This is a genomic window from Streptomyces sp. NPDC096152, from assembly GCF_044763235.1.
GTDB lineage: Bacteria > Actinomycetota > Actinomycetes > Streptomycetales > Streptomycetaceae > Streptomyces.
In genome coordinates, this window is sequence record NZ_JBIWFW010000007.1 from 164,911 (window position 1) to 182,948 (window position 18,038).

The 18,038-nt window shown below is 74.3% G+C and carries 13 protein-coding genes; 10 read left to right on the forward strand and 3 right to left on the reverse strand.

Features of this window, described 5'->3' with window-relative positions:
- Window positions 1–3 precede the first annotated feature (3 nt).
- Window positions 4–1,368, forward strand: a complete 1,365-nt coding sequence (locus ACIQ9G_RS24095) for an MFS transporter (RefSeq protein WP_403613010.1) — start codon at window positions 4–6, stop codon at window positions 1,366–1,368.
- Between the two features lie 137 nt (window positions 1,369–1,505).
- On the forward strand, window positions 1,506–2,078 hold the full coding sequence (gene thpR / locus ACIQ9G_RS24100; RefSeq protein ID WP_403613013.1) for an RNA 2',3'-cyclic phosphodiesterase: 573 nt from the start codon (window positions 1,506–1,508) through the stop codon (window positions 2,076–2,078).
- Window positions 2,079–2,293: 215 nt separating this feature from the next.
- Here thpR and ACIQ9G_RS24105 read toward each other — a convergent pair whose 3' ends face one another.
- Window positions 2,294–3,286, reverse strand: a complete 993-nt coding sequence (locus tag ACIQ9G_RS24105; RefSeq protein WP_403613016.1) for an aldo/keto reductase — start codon at window positions 3,284–3,286, stop codon at window positions 2,294–2,296.
- Between the two features lie 154 nt (window positions 3,287–3,440).
- Window positions 3,441–4,115 carry a GDSL-type esterase/lipase family protein gene (locus ACIQ9G_RS24110; protein ID WP_403613018.1) on the reverse strand — a complete coding sequence of 225 codons (675 nt, stop codon included), beginning with the start codon at window positions 4,113–4,115 and terminating at the stop codon, window positions 3,441–3,443.
- A gap of 98 nt (window positions 4,116–4,213) precedes the next feature.
- On the opposite strand from ACIQ9G_RS24110, the gene ACIQ9G_RS24115 reads away from it, so the two are divergent.
- On the forward strand, window positions 4,214–5,185 hold the full coding sequence (locus ACIQ9G_RS24115) for a WD40 repeat domain-containing protein (RefSeq protein ID WP_403613021.1): 972 nt from the start codon (window positions 4,214–4,216) through the stop codon (window positions 5,183–5,185).
- A gap of 66 nt (window positions 5,186–5,251) precedes the next feature.
- On the opposite strand, the gene serC is transcribed toward ACIQ9G_RS24115, so the two are convergent.
- Window positions 5,252–6,370 (reverse strand): phosphoserine transaminase, encoded by a 1,119-nt coding sequence (gene serC / locus ACIQ9G_RS24120; RefSeq protein WP_403613024.1) that lies wholly within the window; start codon window positions 6,368–6,370, stop codon window positions 5,252–5,254.
- 208 nt (window positions 6,371–6,578) lie between these two features.
- Here serC and ACIQ9G_RS24125 point away from each other — a divergent pair, with 208 nt between their 5' ends.
- The 7 genes from ACIQ9G_RS24125 (at window position 6,579) to ACIQ9G_RS24155 (ending at window position 18,001) form a co-directional block, all read left to right on the forward strand.
- Entirely contained in the window at window positions 6,579–9,464 is a 2,886-nt protein-coding gene (locus ACIQ9G_RS24125) for an FAD-binding and (Fe-S)-binding domain-containing protein (RefSeq protein ID WP_403613026.1), read from the forward strand.
- Window positions 9,465–9,652: 188 nt separating this feature from the next.
- Window positions 9,653–10,639, forward strand: coding sequence for an EamA family transporter (locus ACIQ9G_RS24130; protein ID WP_403613029.1), 987 nt, complete (start codon window positions 9,653–9,655; stop codon window positions 10,637–10,639).
- A 183-nt stretch (window positions 10,640–10,822) separates the two neighbouring features.
- Window positions 10,823–11,626, forward strand: coding sequence for a TIGR03084 family metal-binding protein (locus tag ACIQ9G_RS24135; RefSeq protein ID WP_403613031.1), 804 nt, complete (start codon window positions 10,823–10,825; stop codon window positions 11,624–11,626).
- Window positions 11,623–13,317 carry an acyclic terpene utilization AtuA family protein gene (locus tag ACIQ9G_RS24140; protein ID WP_403613034.1) on the forward strand — a complete coding sequence of 565 codons (1,695 nt, stop codon included), beginning with the start codon at window positions 11,623–11,625 and terminating at the stop codon, window positions 13,315–13,317. Before ACIQ9G_RS24135 ends, ACIQ9G_RS24140 begins: the two co-directional genes overlap by 4 nt.
- Entirely contained in the window at window positions 13,314–14,912 is a 1,599-nt protein-coding gene (locus ACIQ9G_RS24145) for an acyl-CoA carboxylase subunit beta (RefSeq protein ID WP_403613036.1), read from the forward strand. The genes ACIQ9G_RS24140 and ACIQ9G_RS24145 overlap by 4 nt, the downstream gene beginning before the upstream one ends.
- 8 nt (window positions 14,913–14,920) lie before the next feature.
- Window positions 14,921–16,762, forward strand: a complete 1,842-nt coding sequence (locus ACIQ9G_RS24150; protein WP_403613038.1) for a biotin carboxylase N-terminal domain-containing protein — start codon at window positions 14,921–14,923, stop codon at window positions 16,760–16,762.
- Window positions 16,763–16,840: 78 nt separating this feature from the next.
- On the forward strand, window positions 16,841–18,001 hold the full coding sequence (locus tag ACIQ9G_RS24155; RefSeq protein WP_403613040.1) for an acyl-CoA dehydrogenase family protein: 1,161 nt from the start codon (window positions 16,841–16,843) through the stop codon (window positions 17,999–18,001).
- Window positions 18,002–18,038 lie beyond the last annotated feature (37 nt).

Consider the following 18,038-nt stretch of genomic DNA (forward strand, 5'->3'; position numbering starts at 1 on the left):
CTTTTGAGTACGGGACCCGGAGCAGACTCCGCCCCCGCACCAGCCGCCCACTACTCCCCGCCCGCCCCTCACATCGGTACCTCCGCGAAGTCCTCGATGTTCAGCTCGCTGAGGATCCGGAACTACCGCCTCTTCTTCGTCGGCCAGGTCGTCTCCAACACCGGCACCTGGATGCAGCGCATCGCCCAGGACTGGCTGGTGCTCGGCCTCACCGGCTCCTCCGCGGCCGTCGGCATCACGACGGCCCTGCAGTTCCTGCCGATGCTCCTCTTCGGCCTCTACGGCGGGGTCCTGGTCGACCGTCTGCCCAAGCGCCCCGCGCTGCTGGTCACCCAGTCCGCGATGGCCGTGACCGGCCTCGCGCTCGCCGCCCTGACCCTCACCGGCCACGTCCAGGTCTGGCACGTCTACCTCGCCGCCTTCGCCGTCGGACTCGCCACGGTCGTCGACAACCCGGCCCGCCAGTCCTTCGTCTCCGAGATGGTCGGCCCGAAGCAGCTGCAGAACGCGGTCAGCCTGAACTCGGCCAACTTCCAGTCCGCCCGCCTGGTGGGTCCCGCCGTCGCGGGCGTCCTGATCACCGGCGTCGGCACCGGCTGGGCGTTCCTCCTCAACGGCCTGTCCTTCGTCGCCCCCATCGCCGCCCTGCTGCTGATGCGCGCCCGCGAGCTGCACGCCGTCGAGCGCGCCCCGCGCGGCAAGGGCCAGCTCCGCGAGGGCCTGCGCCATGTCGCCGGGCGGCCGGAGCTGATCTGGCCGATCGTCCTGGTGGGCTTCATCGGCACCTTCGGTTTCAACTTCCCGGTCTGGCTGTCCGCCTACGCCGACGACGTCTTCCACGCCGGGGCCGGCGCCTACAGCCTCTTCAACACGCTGATGGCGGTCGGCTCGCTGGTCGGCGCGCTGCTCGCCGCCCGGCGCGGCACGGCCCGGCTGCGGGTGCTGATCGCCGCGGCGGCCGCCTTCGGCGCGCTGGAGATCGTGGCCGCGCTGACCCCGTCGTACTGGCCGTTCGCGCTGCTGATGATCCCGATAGGGATCTTCGGCCTGACAGTCAACGTCACCGCGAACACCGCGGTCCAGATGGCCACCGACCCGGCCATGCGCGGGCGGGTGATGGCCCTGTTCATGATGGTCTTCATGGGCGGTACGCCGCTGGGCGCGCCGGTCGTCGGCTGGGTCACCGACGTCTACGGCCCCCGCATCGGCTTCGTCCTCGGCGGCGTGGTCTCGGTCGCCGCGGCCGTCACCGTCGGCCTGCTGCTCGCCCGGGTGGGCGGCCTGCGCCTGTCGGTCGGCTGGCGGGGCGCCCACCCGCACGTCCGCTTCGTACCGCGCGAGTGCCGGGAGGAGCCGGCGCCGGCATAGCCCCCGCCCCCGGCCCCGCCGGGGGCCGGTTCGGTCCCGGGGGAACTCGTCGGTCCTGAGGACCAGGCCGACGGGGGGTGCCGGCGGTCACCAGGGCACGCCCGCGCGTACGGATGGGCGGGAGCGACACTGGTGGCATGAGGCTCTTCGCCGCCGTGCTGCCGCCGGAGGACGTTCTCCGCGAGATCGATCGCGAGGTCGCCGGGTTGCGGAGGCTGCCCGGCGCGGCGGATCTGCGCTGGACCGGCCGTCCCGCCTGGCACTTCACGCTCGCCTTCTACGGCGAGGTCGACGAGGAGGTCGTACCGGAGCTGTCGGCCCGGCTGGAGCGCGCGGCCCGGCGCACCGAGCCGTTCCCGCTGGCCCTGCGCGGTGGCGGGCAGTTCGGGCGGGGCCGGGCGCTGTGGGCCGGGGCGGAGGGCGACCTGGCGACCCTGCGGCTGCTGGCCGACCGCTCGGAGGCCGCGGCGCGCAAGGCGGGCCTGCCGATGGGGGAGCACCGCCCCTACAAGGCGCACCTGACGGTCGCGCGCAGCCGGGCCGCGGTGGACGTCCGGCCGCACGTGGAGGCCCTGGGCGCCTTCGGCAGCCGCCGGTGGACGGTGGACGAGATGGTCATGTTCCGCAGCCATCTGCCGACGTCGGGGGTGCCCGGCGAGCAGCCCCGGTACGAACCGGTCGCCCGCTGGCCGCTCGGCGGGTCCGGTTAACCTCGACTACGTGGACCCGAAGACCCGGAACCGGATCATGGCCGGTGCGCTCGTGCTGATGTTCGCCGTCGTCGCCGTGGCCGCCGCGCTCGGCAGGTGAACGCCGGGCGCGGCGGCCCGGACGTGCCTCGGCGAGGGACACCCCCGGACACCCCCGGATGTGCCTCAGCGAGGGACACACCCGGACGTGCCTCGGCGCGTCACGCGGACGGCCGTCACCAGGCGAAGGCCTCCGGGGACGGCCCCGGTCCCGGGAAGATCTCGTCCAGCGAGGCCAGCAGCTCCTCCGACAGCTCCAGCTCCGCCGCCCGCAGCGCGGAGGCGAGCTGCTCGGCGGTGCGCGGGCCCACGATCGGGCCGGTCACGCCCGGCCGGGTGAGCAGCCAGGCCAGCGCGACCTCGCCGGGCTCCAGGCCGTGCTTGTCGAGCAGGTCCTCGTACGCCTGGATCCTGGCGCGCGCGGCGGGGTCGGCCAGGGCCTCGGCGGCGCGTCCGGAGGCGCGCCGGCCGCCCTCGCCCTCCTTCTTGAGCACACCGCCCAGCAGGCCCCCGTGCAGGGGCGACCAGGGGATGACCCCGAGCCCGTAGTCCCGGGCGGCCGGGATGACCTCCATCTCGGCGCGGCGCTCGGCGAGGTTGTAGAGGCACTGCTCGCTGACCAGGCCCATGGTGCCGTGGCGGCGGGCGGCGATCTCGTTGGCCTGGGCGATCTTGTAGCCGGGGAAGTTGGACGAGCCGACGTAGAGGATCTTCCCCTGCTGGACGAGGACGTCGACGGCCTGCCAGATCTCCTCGAAGGGGGTGTCGCGGTCGATGTGGTGGAACTGGTAGACGTCGATGTGGTCCGTGCGCAGCCGCTTGAGGCTGGCGTCGACGGCCCGCCGGATGTTGAGCGCGGAGAGCTTGTCGTGGTTGGGCCAGGCGGCACCGTCCGCGCCCATGTTCGCGTACACCTTGGTGGCGAGGACCACCTTGTCCCGCCGGTCACCGCCCTGGGCGAACCAGTTGCCGATGATCGATTCGGTACGGCCCTTGTTCTCGCCCCAGCCGTAGACGTTGGCGGTGTCGAAGAAGTTGATGCCGGCGTCCAGCGCCGCGTCCATGATCGCGTGACTGTCCGCCTCGTCGGTCTGCGGACCGAAGTTCATGGTCCCGAGAACGAGCCTGCCGACCTTGAGTCCTGTGCGTCCGAGCTGCGTGTACTCCATGGTCCCCCAGCCAACGTCCTGGAGTGCGCTCCACGCAAGGGGAGCCGGGCGCGGTCAGTCGCGGGGGAACGCGTCGTTCTTGAGGGTGAGGCCGAGGGGGGTGGTCGTCATGTCGATGTGCCGGGAGAAGGAACCGCCCCCACGAGCCCCCCGCTCAGCCCTCGTACTCGTCGCCCCACCCCCACGCCTGGTGCATCGCGTCCGCGAAGGCCTGGGCCAGGCGGTGTTCGCCGTGGGCGTTCGGGTGGGTGCCGTCGTAGGTGTCGGTGTGGATGTCGTAGGTGGCCGGTGGGGAGGCCAGGAGCAGCGGGGAGCGGGGTTCGTCGAGGTCCGCGACCGTCTTCGCCAGGAGTTCGTTGAAGCGGGCCACCTGCTCGGCGAAGGGCGGGTCCGACGCGGCCCGCACGTTCGGGATGACCGGGAGCAGCGCCATGCGGATGCGCGGGTTCGCCTCACGGGCCCCGGCCACGAAGGCCCGCGCGTTCTCCGCGGTCTGCTCCGCGTTCGTGTAGAAGCCCAGGTCGATCAGGCCGAGGGAGACGAGCAGCACGTCCGCCCGGCAGGCGCGCACCTCCCCGCCGATCAGCGGCGCCATGTGCATCCAGCCCTCGCCCCAGCCCGCCAGGTGGCGGCGGGGGAACTCCGGATCGGCGTACAGGTACGACGTCGGGGCGTCCGCCGTCTTGTCGTACAGCGTCTCGCGCGGGCCGACGAGGGTGAACGGGCCGCCGTAGGTGGCGCACAGGTGCTGCCACAGCCGGTACCGCCATGTGTGTTCGCCCGCGCTTCCGATCGTCATGGAGTCACCGACGGGCATGAACCTGAGCATCCGCTCATGATGGACGATCACGGGTCCGGCACGGGCCCCGGTGGGGTGTGAGGCCCACCACGCCGGTGAACGGCCGCGCCGGATGGCAGGCTTGGCCCATGCGCCGACCCCTCGCCCTCCTCGCCGGAGTCCTCCTCGCGGGTGCGTCCGCCGTGCCCGCGTCCGCCGCCGACGGCGACGGCGGCTTCACGATCAGGGATCCGCGGATCGGGGAGTCCAGCGGCCTCGCGGCCTCCCGCCTGCACCCGGGCGTCTACTGGACCCACAACGACAGTGACGACGGCCCGTACCTCTACGCCGTGGACGGCCGGACCGGCCGGACCGTCGCCACCGTCACCCTCAGCGGCGTCGGCAGGCCGCGCGACACGGAGGCCATATCGATCGGACCCGGGAATCAGATCTACGTCGGCGACATCGGCGACAACCTCGGCGGGACCTGGCCCTACGTGTGGATCTACCGGCTGCCCGAGCCGAAGGAGCTCAAGGACCAGACGATCCGGGCCACTCAGTACGTGGTGAAGTACGCGGACGGCCCCCGGGACGCCGAGTCCCTCGTCGTGCACCCGAGGACGGGGCGCGTGTACCTCATCGACAAGAAGGAGAACGGCGGCCACCTGTACGAGGGGCCCGCCCGGCTCTCCCCCTCCAAGGCCAACGTCTTCAGGCCCGTCGCCCCCGTCGACCTGTGGGCCACCGACGCCGCCTTCTCGCCCGACGGCGAACGGCTCGCCGTGCGCGGCTACTTCGGCGGCATCCTCTACGCCTTCGACGGCGGGCGGATCAGGCGCGAGGGCCAACTGGACGTGCCGCTCCAGAGTCAGGGGGAGTCCGTCACCTACAGCGCCGACGGCAGCAAGCTGCTCTACGGCAGCGAGGGCGAGAACAGCCCCGTGCAGGCGGAGGACGTGCCGGGCGGCGGCTCGGCCAAGACGCCCTCGGCGAACGGCGGTTCGGACTCCGGGGGCTCCGGCGGCGCCGGGGCGGACAGCGGCCTGAAGGCCGGCGCCGTCGCCGTGGCCGTCGCGGCGGCCGCCGTCTTCGCGCTGAGCCGCCTGCGCCGCCGCCGCTGAGCGGACGGCGAGGGGGGCGCCCGGTCTCGCCGGGCGCCCCCCTCGCGGTGAGCCGTGGGCCGCGGACTACAGCTTGTCGATCACGTAGTCGACGCACTTCGTGAGCGCCTCGACGTCCGCCGGGTCGATCGCCGGGAACATCGCGACGCGCAGCTGGTTGCGGCCGAGCTTGCGGTACGGCTCGGTGTCGACGACGCCGTTGGCGCGCAGCGCCTTGGCGACGGCCGCCGCGTCGATCTCATCGGCGAAGTCGATCGTGCCGATGACCTGGGAGCGCTTGGCCGGGTCGGAGACGAACGGGGTCGCGTACTTGCTCTCCTCCGCCCAGCCGTACAGGCGGGTCGAGGAGTCCTTGGTGCGCGCCGTGGACCAGGCCAGGCCGCCCTGGCCGTTGAGCCACTCCAGCTGCTCGTTGAGCAGGAAGAGGGTGGCGAGGGCGGGGGTGTTGTACGTCTGGTTCTTGCGGGAGTTGTCGATCGCCGTCGGCAGGCTGAAGAACTCCGGCACATGGCGGCCGGAGGCGTGCACGCGCTCGGCGCGCTCGATCGCCGCCGGGGAGAAGACGCCGATCCACAGGCCGCCGTCGGAGGCGAAGGACTTCTGCGGGGCGAAGTAGTAGACGTCCGTCTCGGCGACGTCGACCGGCAGGCCGCCGGCGCCGGAGGTGGCGTCGACCAGCACCAGGGCGCCGTCGTCGGCCCCGGCCACGCGCCTGATCGGCATGGCGACACCGGTCGAGGTCTCGTTGTGGGTGAAGGCGTAGACGTCGACGCCCGCCTCGGCCACGGCCTCCGGGTGCGTGCCGGGGTCGGAGGCGACGACCGTCGGCTCGGCCAGCCAGGGGGCGAGCTTGGCGGCCTTGGCGAACTTGGAGCTGAACTCGCCGAAGGCGAGGTGCTGCGACTTGTTCTCGATCAGGCCGTGGGTCGCGATGTCCCAGAACGCGGTGGACCCGCCGTTGCCGAGGATCACCTCGTAGCCGTCCGGCAGGGAGAACAGGTCGCGGATGCCCTCGCGCACCTTGCCGACCAGGTTCTTGACCGGTGCCTGGCGGTGGGAGGTGCCCATGAGGGACGTGCCCGTGGCGGCGAGGGCGTCCAGCGCCTCCGTCCGCACCTTGGAGGGACCCGCGCCGAAACGTCCGTCCGCGGGCTTGATGTCAGAGGGAATCCGGATCTCAGCCACGTGCCGGAGGGTATCTCTTCGGCGAAACCGGACGGAACCGTGTCCGTTCGATGAGACGACTCCTTCAGCCCTTGGGCTTGTGGGGACCTACGACGTTGACGGGCCGCCGGGGCCGCCGGGGCCGCCGGGTGCGCGCGGGGACGGGCGGGGCGCGCGGCGGCGGCCGGGGCGCGCGTGGGCCGCCGGTGCGGGTGGGCATCCTGGAGCCATGACGGATGTACCGGGTCTGCGGGCGGAGTTGCGCGGGGTCGTCCGGGGGGAGGTGGGGTTCGGGATCACGGACCGGGCCCTGGTCACCATGGACGCGTCCAACTACCGGCGGGTCCCGCTGGGCGTGGTGGCGCCGCGGGACGCCGACGACGTGGCGGCCGTGCTGGAGGTGTGCCGGGGCCGCGGGGTGCCGGTGGTGGCGCGCGGCGGCGGCACGTCGATCGCGGGCCAGGCCACCGGGACGGGCGTGGTCCTGGACTTCACCCGGCACATGAACCGGGTGCTGGAGATCGACCCGGAGGCGCGGACCGCCGTCGTGCAGCCGGGGCTGGTGCTCGACCGGCTCCAGGAGGCCGCCGCGCCGCACGGCCTGCGCTTCGGCCCCGACCCGTCCACGCACGGCAGGTGCACGCTCGGCGGGATGATCGGCAACAACTCCTGCGGGGCGCACTCGGTGGCCTGGGGGACGACGGCGGACCACGTCCGGGAGCTGTCGGTGGTCACCGCGCGCGGGCGGCGGCTGCGGCCCGGACCCGGCTGGGCCGGGGCCCCGGACGGGCTGCGGGAGCTGGTCGAGGGGGAGCTGGCCCGGCTGCGGACCGGGTTCCCGGACCTGCCCCGCCGTATCTCCGGCTACGCGCTGGACGCCCTGCTGCCGGAGCGGGGCGCGGACGTCGCCCGCTCCTTCTGCGGTTCGGAGGGCACGCTGGGCGTGCTGACGGAGGCGGTGGTCGGGCTGGTCCAGGCGCCCCGGGCGCGGGCGCTCGCGGTCCTGGGGTACGCCGACGAGAGCGCCGCCGCCGACGCCGCGGCCGGGCTGCGGCCGTACCGGCCGCTCACGGTGGAGGGGATGGCGCGCGACCTGGTGCCGGACGCGACCGCGCTGCCCCGCGGCGGCGCCTGGCTGTTCGTGGAGACCGGCGGCCGCTCGGGGGCCGAGGCCCGGGCGCGGGCGGAGGCGATCGTGCGCGCGGCCGACGCCGTGGACGCGCTGGTGGTGACGGACGAGGCGGCGCAGCGGGCGCTGTGGCGCGTCCGGGAGGACGCGAGCGGCACGGCCACCCGGATGCCGGACGGCTCGGAGGCCTGGCCGGGCTGGGAGGACTGCGCGGTCCCGCCGGCCCGGCTGGGCGCCTATCTGCGCAACTTCCGGGAGCTGCTGGCCGCGCACGGGCTGCGCGGCACGCCGTACGGGCACTTCGGCGACGGCTGCGTCCACGTCCGTATCGACTTCGACCTGCTGACCGGAGAGGGGGTCGGCCGCTTCCGGCGGTTCTCGCGGGAGCTGGCCGAGCTGGTGGTGGCGCACGGCGGCTCGCTCTCCGGGGAGCACGGCGACGGGCAGGCGCGGGCGGAGCTGCTGCCGGTGATGTACGGCGACGAGACGGTCGCCCTCTTCGAGCGGGCCAAGGCCGTCTGGGACCCCGACGGCCTGCTCAACCCCGGGATGCTGGTGCGCCCGGCGCCGCTCGACTCCGGCCTGCGCTTCTCCGTGCTGCCGCGCGAGCCCGTCGACGTGGCCTTCGGCTACCCGGCCGACGGCGGCGACTTCTCGGCGGCGGTGCGCCGCTGCGTCGGCGTCGCCAAGTGCCGTACGACGGAGGTGTCCGGGCCCGCCGTGATGTGCCCGTCCTTCCGGGCGACGGGTGAGGAGGAGCACTCCACGCGCGGGCGGGCCCGGCTGCTGCACGAGATGCTCGCGGGCGAGCTGGTGACCGGCGGCTGGCGGTCGCCGGAGGTGCGCGACGCGCTCGACCTGTGCCTGTCGTGCAAGGGCTGCCGCTCGGACTGCCCGGTCGGCGTCGACATGGCCACCTACAAGGCGGAGTTCCTGCACCACCACTACGCCGGGCGGCGCCGTCCGGCCGCCCACTACGCGATGGGCGGGCTCCCGGTGTGGCTGCGCTGGGCGGCCCGTCTCCGCGCGGCGCCGGTCCTCGACGCGCTCGCCTCGGTGCGGCCGCTTGCGGCGGTGGCCAAACGGCTCGGCGGGATCACGCCGGAGCGGGACCTCCCGCGGCTCGCGCGGGAGCCGTTCACCCGGTGGTGGCGCGGCCGGCGCCGGTTTGGCGCGGTCGGAGGCGCCGGTGAGCTGGTCGTCCTGTGGCCCGACACCTTCACCGAGCACCTGTCGCCGTCCGTGGGCCGGGCGGCCGTACGCGTGCTGGAGGCGGCCGGACTGCGGGTGGCGCTCCCGCCGACGCTGCGGCTGCGCCGTCCCCCGGTGGGCGACGGCAGGTCCGCGGTCCTCGACCCGGTGGCTCTGCTGCGCGGCCGGGGCCGGGTCTGCTGCGGCCTCACCTATGTGTCGACCGGTCAGCTCGACCGGGCCCGTACGGTGCTGCGCCGCACCCTCGACCTGATGACGCCGGTGCTGGAGACCGGCGCCCCGGTCGTGGTGCTGGAGCCGAGCTGCGCCGCCGCCCTGCGCACCGACCTGCCGGAGCTGCTGCACGACGACCCGCGGGCGCGGCGGCTGGCCGACCGGGTGCTCACCTTCGCCGAGACCCTGGAACGCCACGCGCCCGGCTGGCGGCCGCCCCGGCTGGACCGCCCGGTCGCCGGGCAGACCCACTGCCACCAGCACGCGGTGCTCGGTGACGCGGCCGACCGGCGGCTGCGTGCCGCGGCGGGCCTGACCGGCGAGCTGTCCGGCGGCTGCTGCGGCCTCGCCGGGAACTTCGGCTTCGAGCGGGGCCACTGGGAGGTGTCCCGGGCCTGCGCGGAGGAGCAGCTGCTGCCCTCGGTCCGGCAGGCCCCCGGGACGGCGGTGGTCCTGGCCGATGGCTTCTCCTGCCGGACCCAGCTGGAACAGCTGGCGGGAGTGCGCGGACGGCATCTGGCGGAGGTGCTGGCGCAGGCCCTGGACGGGGAGGAGGCCTGACCTCCTCCCGGACGGTTACCGGCCGCCGAGTGACGCGGAGCCGCCGACCCGGCCCCGGCCGGTCTCGTGCGCCCGTGACGTTCGGTACAGCAGCGTAAAGGGTTCACACGCCTGACCGAGTCCATTACCCTGGACTCGGTAGTACATCGCGATGAACGAATATCCGAGCTCAGCCCCTGGACCGCCCCGTGAGCATCCCCAGCACCCCTCGTGCCGCCGCCCCCTCCTCGTCGACCCCGGCCACCTCCTCCGCGGGGCCCGGCGCGCCGCACCGGAGGGGTTCCCTCGGCCCCGTCGGGCTGGTCCTGGCCGGGGGCGTCTCGGTGCAGTTCGGCGGCGCCCTGGCCGTGACGCTGATGCCGCGCGCGGGAGCGCTGGGCGTCGTGGCGCTGCGGCTGCTGGTGGCCGCCGTCGTGCTGCTGCTGGTCTGCCGGCCCCGGCTGCGCGGGCACTCGCGCACCGACTGGGGCACGGTCGTCGCCTTCGGCGCCACCATGGCCGCGATGAACGGCCTCTTCTACCAGGCGCTCGACCGCATCCCGCTCGGCCCCGCCGTCACCCTCGAGGTCCTCGGCCCGCTCGCCCTGTCCGTGCTGGCCTCGCGCCGCGCCGTCAACCTCGTCTGGGCCGCGCTCGCGCTGGCCGGGGTCTTCCTGCTCGGCGGCGGGGACTTCGGCGGCCTCGACCTCGCCGGTGTCGCCTTCGCGCTGGGCGCGGGCGCCATGTGGGCGGCGTACATCGTCTTCAGCGCCCGCACCGGCCGCCGCTTCCCGCAGGCGGACGGGCTGGCCCTGGCGATGGCGGTCGGGGCGCTGCTCTTCCTGCCGCTGGGCATCGCGGAGTCGGGGACCAGGCTCGCCGACCCGGTGACCTTCGCGCTGGGCGCGGGGGTGGCGCTGCTGTCCTCCGTGCTGCCGTACACCCTCGAACTCCTCGCGCTGCGCCGGCTGCCCGCCCCCACCTTCGCGATCCTCATGAGCCTGGAACCGGCCATCGCCGCCACCGCCGGCTTCCTGGTGCTCGGCCAGTCCCTGTCCGCCCCGCAGGCCCTCGCCGTCACCCTGGTCGTCGCCGCGAGCATGGGTGCGGTGCGGACGCAGGTGCGGCGGCGGGGCGGGGTCCCGGGGAGCGGCCCGGGAGCCGGGCCGGGGCCGGAGGCCGCGTCGGGGCAGTGACGGAGGGCGCGTCCGGGCAGTGACCGAGGCCGCGGACGGTCCGTTCCCGCTCGGGACGCCGTCCGGGCGCCGTCGCGGCGGCGCGACGTAAATTCATACAAGCGTGCTTGATTGTTTCTGTGCGCGCTGCCATGCTCCTCACCACATCGCCGCACACCGCCGTGCCCCGAGGGGAGCGTCACCGTGTCCGACCCGACGCCCGTGATCGACGACCTGCGTGAGGAGAGCGAGGAGCTCGACCGGATCGTCGGCGGGTTGAGCCCGGAGGAGTGGGCGCTCGCCACCCCCGCCTCCGGCTGGACCGTCGCCCACCAGATCGGCCACCTCGCCTGGACCGACCACTCGGCCCTGCTCGCCGTCACGGACCAGGACGGCTTCCACGCCCTGGTGGAGAAGGCGCTCGCCGCACCCCACTCCTTCGTCGACGAGGGCGCCGAGGAGGCGGCCCGGCTCGCGCCCGCCGAACTGCTGACGCGCTGGCGGGACGGCCGGGCGGCCCTGGACGAGGCGCTGCGCGCCGCGCCGCCCGGCGCCCGTTTCCCCTGGTACGGCCCGCCCATGGCGGCCGCCTCCATGGCCACCGCCCGGCTGATGGAGACCTGGGCCCACGGCCTGGACATCGCCGCCGCGCTGGGCGTGGCCCGCCCGCCGTCCGACCGGCTCCGGCACGTGGCCCGGCTCGGGGTGCGCACCCGGGACTTCGCCTTCGGGATCCACGGACTCGACGTGCCCGCCGGGCCGTTCCGCGTCGAACTGACCGCCCCCTCCGGCGGCCTGTGGACGTACGGCCCCGAGGACGCCCCCCAGCGCGTCACCGGGCCCGCCCTCGACTTCTGCCTCCTGGTCACCCAGCGCGCCCACCGCGCCGACCTGGCCCTGCGCGCCGAAGGACCGGCCGCCGACCGCTGGCTCGACATCGCCCAGGCCTTCGCGGGCCCGCCCGGCGCCGGACGGAAGCCGGGCAGCGCCCCGGGAGCCCGGCCGTGACCCCGCCCCTGCGCATCGGCAACGCCTCCGGCTTCTACGGCGACCGCTTCGACGCCCTGCGCGAGATGCTCACCGGCGGTGAACTGGACGTCGTCACCGGCGACTACCTCGCCGAGCTGACCATGCTCATCCTGGGCCGGGACCGGCTCAAGGACCCCGCCGCCGGGTACGCCCGCACCTTCCTGCGGCAGTTGGAGGAGTGCCTCGGGCTCGCGCACGAGCGGTCGGTCCGCATCGTCACCAACGCCGGAGGCCTCAACCCGGCCGGACTCGCCGACGCGGTGCGGGAGCTGGCCGGCCGGCTCGGCATCCCGGCCCGGGTCGCCCACGTCGAGGGCGACGACCTCACCACGGCGTTCCCCGGCAGCCTCGCCGCCCACGCCTACCTCGGCGGGTTCGGCATCGCCGCCTGCCTGCGCGAGGGCGCGGACGTCGTCGTCACCGGCCGGGTGACGGACGCGGCCCTCGTCACCGGGCCTGCCGCCGCGCACTTCGGCTGGCGGCCGGACGAGTACGACCGGCTCGCGGGCGCGGTCGTCGCCGGGCACGTGCTGGAGTGCGGCGCCCAGGCCACCGGCGGCAACTACGCCTTCTTCACCGACCACGCCCCCGAACGGCTGCGCCACCCCGGCTTCCCGCTCGCCGAGCTCCACGAGGACGGGGGCAGCGTCATCACCAAGCACCCCGGCACCGGCGGCGTCGTGGACGTCGGCACGGTGACCGCCCAGCTGCTCTACGAGACGGGCGGCGCCCGGTACGCGGGACCCGACGTCACGGCCCGGCTGGACACCGTACGGCTCAGCCAGGACGGCCCCGACCGGGTCCGTGTCGAGGGCGTGCGCGGTGAGGCCCCGCCCCCCACCCTCAAGGCCGGCCTCAACCGCCTCGGCGGCTTCCGCAACGAGATGACCTTCGTCCTCACCGGGCTGGACATCGAGCGCAAGGCGGCCCTGGTGCGACGCCAGATGGAGGACGCCCTCGACGCCGCGAAGGCGCGGCCCGCCGAGGTGCGCTGGGAGCTGGTGCGCACCGACCGGCCCGACGCGCCGACCGAGGAGACGGCCGGCGCCCTGCTCCGGCTCGTCGTCCGGGACCCGGGCCCGGAGGCCGTGGGGCGCGCCCTCAGCGGGGCCGCGGTGGAACTCGCGCTGGCCAGCTACCCCGGCTTCCACCTCCTGGCCCCGCCCGGGAAGGGCGCCCCCTACGGCGTGTTCGAGTCCGCCCGGGTGCCCCAGGACGCCGTATCGCACCTGGCCGTCCTCCACGACGGCCGGCGCGTCCCCGTGCCCCCGGCCCCCGGGGCCCGCGCCCTCGACGACGTGCCCGAACCGCCCCTGCCGGACCCGCTGCCCCCCGGCCCCACCCGGCGCGCCCCGCTCGGCCTCGTCGCAGGCGCCCGCAGCGGCGACAAGGGCGGCGACGCCAACGTCGGCGTGTGGGCGCGCGGCGAGGACGCCTGGCGGTGGCTCGCCCACGAGCTGACGGCCGACCGGTTCCGGGAGCTGATCCCCGAGAGCCGCGACCTGCCCGTCACCCGGCACGTGCTGCCCCGCCTGCGCGCCCTCAACTTCGTCGTCGAGGGCGTCCTCGGCGAGGGCGTCGCCGCCCAGCACCGCTTCGACCCGCAGGCCAAGGCCCTCGGCGAATGGCTGCGCTCCCGCCACCTGGACATCCCGGAGGCCCTGTTGTGACCGTCCTCTCCTCCGCCCTGGACACCGGCGCCCCGGACTACCAGGCCCATCGCGAGACCATGCTCGCCCGGCTCGCCGACCTCGACGCCGAGCACGCCAAGGCCCTCGCGGGCGGCGGCCCCAAGTACGTCGAACGGCACCGGGGCCGCGGCAAGCTGCTCGCCCGCGAACGGATCGAGCTGCTCCTCGACCCCGACACCCCGTTCCTGGAGCTGTCGCCGCTCGCCGCCTGGGGCAGCGAATACGCCGTCGGCGGCTCGCTCGTCACCGGGATCGGCGTCGTCGAGGGCGTGGAGTGCCTGATCACCGCCAACGACCCGACCGTGCGCGGCGGCGCCAGCAACCCGTGGAGCCTGAAGAAGGCGCTGCGCGCCAACGACATCGCGCTCGCCAACCGGCTGCCCTGCATCAGCCTGGTGGAGTCGGGCGGGGCGGACCTGCCCTCCCAGAAGGAGATCTTCATCCCCGGCGGCGCCATCTTCCGTGATTTGACCAGGCTTTCGGCCGCCGGCATCCCCACCGTCGCCGTCGTCTTCGGCAACTCCACCGCGGGCGGCGCCTACGTTCCCGGCATGTCCGACCACGTGATCATGGTCAAGGAGCGCGCGAAGGTGTTCCTCGGCGGCCCGCCGCTGGTCAAGATGGCGACCGGCGAGGAGAGCGACGACGAGTCGCTGGGCGGCGCGGAGATGCACGCGCGCGTGTCGGGGCTCGCGGACCACTTCGCCGTGGACGAGCCGGACGCGCTGCGCCAGGCCCGGCGCGTGGTCGCCCGCCTCAACCACCGCAAGGCGTACCCGGATCCGGGCCCGGCGGCCCCGCCGAAGTACGACCCGGAGGAACTGCTCGGCATCGTCCCGGGCGACCTGAAGATCCCCTTCGACCCGCGCGAGGTGATCGCCCGGATCGTCGACGCCTCCGACTTCGACGAGTTCAAGCCGCTGTACGGCACCAGCCTCGCCACCGGCTGGGCGGCCCTGCACGGCTATCCGGTCGGCATCCTCGCCAACGCCCAGGGGGTGCTGTTCAGCGAGGAGTCGCAGAAGGCCGCCCAGTTCATCCAGCTCGCCAACCAGCGCGACATCCCGCTGCTGTTCCTGCACAACACCACCGGCTACATGGTCGGCCGGGAGTACGAGCAGGGCGGCATCATCAAGCACGGCGCCATGATGATCAACGCGGTCGCCAACTCGAAGGTGCCCCACCTGTCGGTGCTCATGGGAGCGTCGTACGGCGCCGGGCACTACGGCATGTGCGGCCGGGCCTACGACCCGCGCTTCCTGTTCGCCTGGCCCAGCGCCAAGTCCGCCGTCATGGGCCCGCAACAGCTCGCCGGCGTCCTGTCCATCGTGGCCCGCCAGTCAGCCGCCGCGAAGGGACAGCCGTACGACGACGAGGCGGACGCGGCGCTGCGCGCCATGGTGGAGCAGCAGATCGAGTCCGAGTCGCTGCCGATGTTCCTGTCCGGGCGGCTGTACGACGACGGCGTCATCGACCCGCGCGACACCCGCACCGTCCTCGGCCTGTGCCTGTCCGCCCTGCACACCGCCCCCTACCAGGGCGCGCGCGGCGGCTTCGGCGTCTTCCGGATGTGAGGGACCACGTGATTTCGACTCTGCTCGTCGCCAACCGGGGCGAGATCGCCTGCCGGGTCTTCCGCACCTGCCGTGAACTCGGCATCCGCACGGTCGCCGTGCACTCCGACGCCGACGACGGCGCCCTCCACACGCGCCTGGCCGACGCCGCCGTACGGCTGCCGGGCGCGGCGCCCGCCGAGACGTACCTGCGCGGCGATTTGATCGTGAAGGCGGCGATCGCCGCGGGCGCGGACGCCGTCCACCCGGGCTACGGCTTCCTCTCCGAGAACGCCGACTTCGCCCGCGCCGTCCAGGACGCCGGCCTGGTCTGGATCGGGCCGCCGCCCGAGGCCGTCGAGGCGATGGCGTCCAAGACCCGGGCCAAGGAACTGATGGGCCTGCGCCCGCTGGAGCACGTCACCGAGGCCGACCTGCCCGTGCTGGTGAAGGCGGCCGCGGGCGGCGGCGGGCGCGGGATGCGGATCGTGCGGCGCCTGGCGGACCTGGACACCGAACGGGCGGCCGCCCGCGCCGAGGCGGCGAGCGCGTTCGGCGACGGCGAGGTCTTCGTCGAGCCCTACGTGGAGGGCGGCAGGCACGTCGAGGTGCAGGTCCTCGCCGACACCCACGGCACGGTGTGGGCGCTCGGCACCCGCGACTGCTCCCTCCAGCGGCGCCACCAGAAGGTGATCGAGGAGGCCCCCGCGCCCGGCCTCTCCCCGCACATGGAACAGGAACTGCACGAGAGCGCCGTACGGGCCGCCCGTGCCGTCGACTACGTCGGCGCCGGCACCGTCGAGTTCCTGGTCTCCGGCGACACCGCGCACTTCCTGGAGATGAACACCCGCCTCCAGGTCGAGCACCCCGTCACCGAGGCCGTGTTCGGCATCGACCTGGTCGCTCTGCAGATCCGCGTCGCGGAGGGCCGCGCGCTCGACGCCGAGCCGCCCCGCCCGCGCGGCCACGCCGTCGAGGCCCGCCTCTACGCCGAGGACCCCGCCCGCGACTGGGCCCCGCAGACCGGCACCCTGCACCGCCTCGCCGTGCCCGACGGCATCCGCCTGGACACCGGCTACGGCGACGGCGACACGATCGGCGTCCACTACGACCCGATGCTCGCCAAGGCCGTCGCGCACGCCCCCACCCGCGCGGAGGCGGTCCGCAAGCTCGCCGGCGCGCTGGAGCGGGCCGCGATCCACGGCCCGGTCACCAACCGGGACCTGCTCGTCCGCTCCCTGCGGCACGAGGAGTTCGCGGGCGGCCGCATGGACACCGGCTTCTACGACCGCCACCTCACCGCCCTCACCACGGCCGCCCCCGACCCCTACGCGCCGCTCGCGGCCGCCCTCGCCGACGCCCACGGCCGCTCCCGCTTCGGCGGCTGGCGCAACCTGCCCGCCGAGCCGCAGGTCAAGCGGTACGCCATGGCCGGCGAGGAGCACGAGGTCCGCTACCGGCACACCCGCCACGGCCTCACCGCCGACGGCGTCCGCGTCGTGCACGCCGGCCCCCACCGGGTGGTCCTCGAAGTGGACGGCGTGCAACGGACCTTCCACGTCGCCCGGTACGGCGACCAGGTCCACGTCGGCACCACCACCCTCACCGCCCTGCCCCGCTTCCCCGACCCCGCCGACCAGCGCGCGCCCGGCTCGCTGCTCGCCCCCATGCCCGGCACCGTCGTCCGCGTCGCCGACGGCCTGACCACCGGATCCGCCGTCCAGGCCGGACAGCCCCTGCTCTGGCTGGAGGCGATGAAGATGGAACACCGGATCACGGCACCGGTCACCGGAACCCTGACGGCCCTGCACGCCACCCCCGGCCTGCAGGTGGAGCCGGGCACGTTGCTGGCGGTGGTGCAGGAGACCTAAGCGCGCGGGGCTGTATCGACATGCGGCTCCGCCGCGTGAGCGCGACCGACCACGGACCACTCGCACTCGGGAGAAGACATGAACCCCGTCATCGAATCCGAAGAACACAAGGCCCTCCGATCCGCGGTGGCCGCCCTCGGCAGGCGCTACGGCCGCGAATACATCACCCGCACCGTCGCCGAAGGCAACCCGCCCACCGAGCTGTGGGCCGACGCCGGCAAACTCGGCTACCTCGGCGTCAACCTCCCCGAGGAGTACGGCGGCGGAGGCGGCGGCGTCAGCGAACTCTCCATCGTGCTGGAGGAACTGGGCGCCGCGGGCTGCCCGCTCCTCATGCTGGTCGTCTCCCCGGCCATCTGCGGCACCGTCATCGCCCGCTTCGGCACCGAGGAGCAGAAGCGCGCCTGGCTGCCGGGCCTCGCCGACGGCTCCCGCACCATGGCCTTCGGCATCACCGAACCCGACGCCGGCTCCAACTCCCACCGCATCACCACCACCGCCCGCCGCGACGGCGCCGACTGGCTGCTCACCGGCCGCAAGGTGTTCATCTCCGGTGTCGACATCGCCGACGCCGTCCTCATCGTCGGCCGCACCGAGGACGCCCGCACCGGCCGCCTCAAGCCCTGCCTGTTCATCGTCCCGCCCGACGCCGAGGGCTTCCAGCGCCGGGCGATCGACATGGAACTCAACGCCGCCGAGAAGCAGTTCGAGCTCGTCCTGGACGACGTACGGCTGCCCGCCGACGCGCTCGTCGGCGACGAGGACGCCGGGCTGCTCCAGCTCTTCGCCGGACTCAACCCCGAGCGGATCATGACCGCCGCCTTCGCGATCGGCATGGGCCGCTTCGCCCTCGGCCGGGCCGTCGAGTACGCCCGCGAGCGCAGCGTCTGGAAGAGCCCCATCGGCGCACACCAGGCCATCGCCCACCCGCTCGCCCAGGCGCACATCGACCTCGAACTCGCCCGCCTGATGATGCAGAAGGCCGCCGCCCTGTACGACGCCGGCGACGACGTCGGCGCCGGGGAGGCCGCCAACATGGCCAAGTACGCGGCCGCGGAGGCCTGCGTGAAGGCCGTCGACCAGTCCGTGCACACCCTCGGCGGCAACGGGCTCACCCGCGAATTCGGCCTCGCCTCGTTGATAACCGCGGCCCGTGTGGCCCGTATTGCTCCGGTGAGCCGGGAGATGATTCTCAACTACGTCTCCCACCAGACCCTGGGCCTGCCCAAGTCGTACTGAGCCGGACCCGGCCGTACCGGCCGTACCCGAGCCGGAC

Excerpts from the sequence above, each read along its gene's own strand:
- thpR (WP_403613013.1), top strand. The coding sequence starts at position 1,506 with ATGAGGCTCTTCGCCGCCGTGCTGCCGCCGGAGGACGTTCTCCGCGAG.
- ACIQ9G_RS24155 (WP_403613040.1), top strand. The coding sequence starts at position 16,841 with ATGAACCCCGTCATCGAATCCGAAGAACACAAGGCCCTCCGATCCGCG.
- ACIQ9G_RS24115 (WP_403613021.1), top strand. The coding sequence starts at position 4,214 with ATGCGCCGACCCCTCGCCCTCCTCGCCGGAGTCCTCCTCGCGGGTGCG.
- ACIQ9G_RS24110 (WP_403613018.1), bottom strand. The coding sequence starts at position 4,115 with ATGCTCAGGTTCATGCCCGTCGGTGACTCCATGACGATCGGAAGCGCG.
- ACIQ9G_RS24105 (WP_403613016.1), bottom strand. The coding sequence starts at position 3,286 with ATGGAGTACACGCAGCTCGGACGCACAGGACTCAAGGTCGGCAGGCTC.
- ACIQ9G_RS24125 (WP_403613026.1), top strand. The coding sequence starts at position 6,579 with ATGACGGATGTACCGGGTCTGCGGGCGGAGTTGCGCGGGGTCGTCCGG.